Here is a 4,741-nt window from a genome sequence, read left to right as displayed (position 1 = left end):
CCGGTGTAAAGTTTACTGACGGCATCGAGGTCATTCCGACCACTGAAAGCCACGCCGCCTGATCAGGCCGCGTCACCCAGAATCAGCCATAGCTCAGGAAGTCGCGCGGCGAGCTTGAGAGAACGAAGTTACACGAAGGCTGATGATGACCATTCCTGGCATTGGTCCAATCTCGGCTACCGCGATCGCCGCCCTCGCTCCGCCCGCCGAGACTTTTGCCAAAGGTCGTGACTTTGCAGCGTGGCTCGGGCTAACGCCTCTTCAAAGATCGACGGGCGGCAAGCAGAAGCTCGGCGGTACATCCAAGATGGGTGAACGCACGCTACGTCGCCTTCTCATCATTGGCAGCAGTGCAGTTGTACAACAGGCATGCAAACGCGGGGCGCCTAGGGGCTCTTGGCTCGAACAGATGCTGGCTCGCAAACCGCGGATGCTGGTAACCGTCGCGCTGGCTAACAAAATAGCGCGCATCGTCTGGGCGCTGCTTGTAAAGCAGGAGAATTACAGGGCTCCGGTCGCGGCCAGGGCATAAGCCTGGCCGAACCTGAGGTCGTCAAAGGTGTAGTCGGTCGAAGGAGAGTATGGCGCAACAGTCGGCGAGACGGGGTCGGAAGAACCAGTCGGACTCATCGTGCCTAAAGCACGCCTTAATGATTTGGTTCCGATCCGCGAACTCCCATACAGGCCCGCAGCTCCATCGCTGCAGCAGAGGCCGGACAGATGGCAGCATCCGACTACGTGCCCGACCTTCTTCAAAAAGCCGCTGCATCTTGCGGGGCGTCCACAGATGAGCCCGCGTCCTAGCTCAGGCATCGTCGTCCATAGAAGCTGCGAAGGCAGCGTTACCGTTAACAGTGCGAGGTGATGGACTGCAGACCGACCCCATCCGAGCGAAGGAATAGCAGACCTGTTCCAGAGTCCCGGTCATAGCGGTGCACAGGCTCGCGTCCGCTTCCTGAACGCGCCGAGCAGCGGGAAGTGGGCGCTGTTCCCCATACAGGTTCGGCAGGATCGGTCGAACGAGAGAGGGCTGTCGCGCTATACTTTCACGAGAAGAAGTGTTCCCACCGATCATACGCTGTATCTACACGATATTGCCCGCGCGCGAGACGCATGCGGCGCAAACTGCGGCTGTCGACGGGAAGTGGAGACGTTGCGCTAGCCAACTAAAGTCATCGGGAGGTCAGCTGCTGTTCTCTTGCTGATCTAGGAGGTTCGCGACGGCACGGAGACTTTCGAAGCGAACTTCAAAGCGCTCACCTCAGGCTCCCGGGGGATAGGCATAAACGATCGCTCCCACTTCGATTGCCCCGCGGGTCGCGGTGTAACGCCATGAGAATACTCTAACTTCCTGGCCCGGGTTTGCATTTATGGTGTGAATGCGTTCCATCAGAACAACCGATTTTACCAATTGTATAGAATGCTGCTAGTCAAGGCGCCGGCTGAGATGTAAATGGGGAATGAAAGATCATGAAAGTTGATTTCCAATTTTTGAGCGCGCTCGTCCCTGACGGCCGGGGTCGTTCTTTGCTGCCACCATACGACCAGAAAGGTCTTTCCAATAGCTATGATCGCCGTACAGTCATCCAATGGCCTCGGTTTGTGCGGTCTGCCGAGAGCGATGCGCCTGTGCCGCAAACCATCGAGCGCGTTGCGCAACCCGAAAGCTGCAATTTGCAGGTCCAACTCCTCATGAAAACGATCGAATTGCAGATTGGAGAGCTTGCAACGCTTGTCTACGAAGGCCGAAACGCGCTTGAAGCCAGCCAACGACTTGATGAGCTCACAAGCGAGCTCATATCAGCAGAGGTCGGACCTTGCTCGGAACGAGCCGAGCGCACCTCGGGCGCGGATGCAATTGCTGAATCACCGAGGCGTCTTGCACACAGCGGCGCTGTATACTATCCAGAGCAACTTTCGGCACTGGGACGAATCTTCGATAAAGCAGTCGCGGCGCTACCGGAGAATATGCGCTCTTCCGAGAATCGAACGGAGATCGCCCAGCTTATTCTCGGACGTGCGGCCATAAGGGATATTGAACTGAGCTCCTTCGTTCGCCTGATAGGCGCTATTGTCTCTGCTGTTTGATTAAAGCACACTACCATGTGGGCTGTAGTTGGAAGGATGGGTATAAGCGGTTCATTAAAACTAGGACCGGTTCGTCGATTGGCGGACTTCTGGCGAGTGCCCTCCTGAGATCTCTCTCATGTTGTACCTATCCGGATGCTACGAAGGCCAGGACGAGACAGTCGCTGTGCCCACGGCTTGGAATCCGGCCGGCGCCTCGCGTCTAGCCATGAGCACCTCTTGTGGTCGCCGGACGGATTGTCCCTTGCAAGATCTTTAGTACCGGACGATACCGTCCCGATGCGCGAGAAAGGGCGTCCCCTATGTCAGCTGGGTCGAGTTGAGAACGGCGATGTCACAAGCCTGACAACCCGCGACGGCCACTCCGTATGATAGAGGGTCGATCAGCGAATTTCCGTGGACGGTCCGACAGCGACGCTTCGCGCCTACTCGAGCTGCGCGTAGAGTGCATCCACGCGCAATTTAGTACGAGGCAGCAAAAAATATCGGCTTGATACGCGGGCTATCTCGCTGCGCGGTGAGCCTTTCGGCAAAAGCTGCTCGTTAAGGCCAAGTGTGAAAAAGCTTGATCATGTTGGCGCGATTGTTGCTGTCCAGATGCAGGGATAGCGTGAAGACTGAGTGCAAGCAAACCTGTTAACGGGGCGGCACTCTCTTTGCCTAAGCCTGCGTGCTGTGTTTCGGGCTAAATGATAAGCTCGCGCTTAACGTCGTGCTGCTTTCGATAATAGCTTTGGAGAGCAAAATGGTGCTCCGCATCGGGTCCGCAGCTCCTCCGCTTAAGGTCGACAGCTGGCTTCGTGGGGACCCGCTCGCAGGATTCCGGCCAGGAAAGGTGTATATCGTCGAATTCTGGGCAACTTGGTGCCTACCATGCGTCGAGGTGATGTCCTACTTTGCAGAGCTCCAGGAGAAGTATAGAGCGAGCGAGCTCGAGGTCGTCGCAGTCGCAGCTTGCGAAAGAGCTCCGACAGCGGAGGAAGCACGTACCAAATTGGACGTGTGGTTGACGCAAAAATGTCCGAAGCTGAACTACCGGGTCGCCTTCGACAGCACACACCAAATGTATGGGCGTTGGATGGAGGCCAGTTCTACCTTTGCGATTCCAGCCTCATTCGTCGTCGACCGGGACGGCCACATTGCCTTTATCGGTCATCCGACACAACTCGACGACATTCTGCCGAAAATTCTCCGAGGAATCTGGCGGACCAGCGAAGCCAAAGCCGAGCATGAGAAGCGGATCGCCGACAACGAACGCCTAGCGCGCGAACGGACGGTCACCAAGCCGATCTATGCCAAGCTCCAGTCAACGATGAAAAGTGAGGACTGGATAACGGCGCTGTCGGTGGTCGAAGAGGGAGAGTCGCAAAGGCCCCGCAGGCTATCACGCTCCGCGTCATCCATGCGAACCTCTTGCTTCATAAACTCCGTGACTTTCGGACCGGTCTTGCCGTCCTACGCCGATTGGCTCGCGAGGCGATCGATAAGAAATCCGAGCACGGGATGATCATGGCTTTAAGCCAACTATTCCACCCCACGACGGACAATTCCTATCTCCCGCGCGCTGAGTGCTTCGCCATCGGTAGGGAATTGTCCGAAAATATACTCGCCCGGAATCCCCCCGAGGGCGTCGGCGACAAGTTCTTGTCTTATGGGCAAGTCGCTCAATACTACTACGAAAGCGGCAACAGGGAGCGTGCAATCGAGTTAATCGAATTGGCGCTGAAGTCCGTGGATCAATCTAAGTCTGTGCCGGACCAGGTGAAGCGGGACGTCGTGCCGCCGTTGCTCCAGGCCTTGGCAGACTACAAGGGCGAGAAGACCTGTCATAAGGACCTATGCTCGGTTCCACAAAGCAAGTCTCCTCGAAAAGCCAAGGTTGCGCCGACAAAGAAGCGAGCATGAAAAAGGGGCATCCGGAGTTTGTGTAGCTCACGGCTGTCCCTTTCCTTCTAACCATCCCCTTGCAAGGGGAGAGGGGATGGAGGTGCCAGTTCGACGCTGGGGACGCGACTGGATTTCGACGCGGGCGCGGCGGCGGTCTCAGCTGGGGCTGGTCGGGCCGCGCCGACGATGACAGTCAGGAGTCCCTGCCCCCACAATCGCTTCGCGGCCTGCTTGGCGTCCTCTAGCGTCACTGCATCGATGAGAGCCTTGCGCTTCTCGATATAGTCGATCGGCAGCCTGTCAATCTGATCTTGCAATAGGGCTTGCGCGAGTTTGAACGAGGTGTCACTGGCCAGCATTTGCGAGCCGTTAAGATATAACTTGGCTTCATCCAATTCCTTCTGTGTCGGCCCGTCATCGGCGATGCGTCGTACCTCTTTCTCGATAGTATCGATGGTGTCGCCTGCGCGGGCTTCGCGCGTCGAGCTATGGCTGATTCTGGGTGACGCGGCCTGATCAGGCGGCGTGGCTTTCAGTGGTCGGAATGACCTCGATGCCGTCAGTAAACTTTACACCGGCGATGACCTTCGGCAACTGATTTGTTCCTTTCAGTCGGCGCCATGTCTTCGATGCGGCGTCGATCAACTTGAACACCATCAGCTTCGCGGTTTTCGGCGAGAGCGATCCTTTCGTTCGCACCGTCCGGTGCCGCACCGTGGAGAACACGCTCTCGATCGGATTCGAGGTGCGCAGATGAGCCCAATGC

3 protein-coding genes and 3 pseudogenes are annotated in these 4,741 nt (G+C 57.1%); 4 read left to right on the top strand and 2 right to left on the bottom strand.

All coding sequences use genetic code 11. The features are described 5' to 3' along the window. Positions 1–118: 118 nt before the first annotated feature. From A3AI_RS0141655 to A3AI_RS50155, 4 genes and pseudogenes are all read left to right on the top strand, one after another. Positions 119–532 (top strand): annotated as a pseudogene (locus A3AI_RS0141655) (transposase); the annotation flags it as partial. Positions 533–1,470: 938 nt separating this feature from the next. Continuing rightward, the gene (locus A3AI_RS49835; protein WP_036051732.1) at positions 1,471–2,088 is read left to right on the top strand and encodes a hypothetical protein; all 618 of its coding nucleotides are present in this window, start codon (positions 1,471–1,473) and stop codon (positions 2,086–2,088) included. A 745-nt stretch (positions 2,089–2,833) separates the two neighbouring features. Next, positions 2,834–3,595, top strand: coding sequence for a TlpA disulfide reductase family protein (locus A3AI_RS44935; protein WP_349509724.1), 762 nt, complete (start codon positions 2,834–2,836; stop codon positions 3,593–3,595). Further along, positions 3,592–3,993 carry a hypothetical protein gene (locus A3AI_RS50155; protein ID WP_349509723.1) on the top strand — a complete coding sequence of 134 codons (402 nt, stop codon included), beginning with the start codon at positions 3,592–3,594 and terminating at the stop codon, positions 3,991–3,993. The genes A3AI_RS44935 and A3AI_RS50155 overlap by 4 nt, the downstream gene beginning before the upstream one ends. Positions 3,994–4,040: 47 nt before the next feature. Here A3AI_RS50155 and A3AI_RS0141640 read toward each other — a convergent pair. After that, a pseudogene (locus tag A3AI_RS0141640) lies at positions 4,041–4,457 on the bottom strand (hypothetical protein); the annotation flags it as partial. 34 nt (positions 4,458–4,491) lie between these two features. Continuing rightward, positions 4,492–4,741, bottom strand: a pseudogene (locus tag A3AI_RS44930) (IS256 family transposase); the annotation flags it as partial.

The sequence above is a fragment of the Bradyrhizobium sp. Tv2a-2 genome (assembly GCF_000472425.1).
Taxonomy (GTDB): domain Bacteria; phylum Pseudomonadota; class Alphaproteobacteria; order Rhizobiales; family Xanthobacteraceae; genus Bradyrhizobium.
The sequence above is the reverse complement of the archived record's forward strand: the minus strand, read 5'-3'. Positions and strand labels throughout refer to the sequence as shown.

What these genes read in the sequence shown, in the direction of transcription:
- A3AI_RS49835 (WP_036051732.1), top strand. Translation starts at nt 1,471, where the DNA reads ATGAAAGTTGATTTCCAATTTTTGAGCGCGCTCGTCCCTGACGGCCGG.
- A3AI_RS44935 (WP_349509724.1), top strand. Translation starts at nt 2,834, where the DNA reads ATGGTGCTCCGCATCGGGTCCGCAGCTCCTCCGCTTAAGGTCGACAGC.
- A3AI_RS50155 (WP_349509723.1), top strand. Translation starts at nt 3,592, where the DNA reads ATGATCATGGCTTTAAGCCAACTATTCCACCCCACGACGGACAATTCC.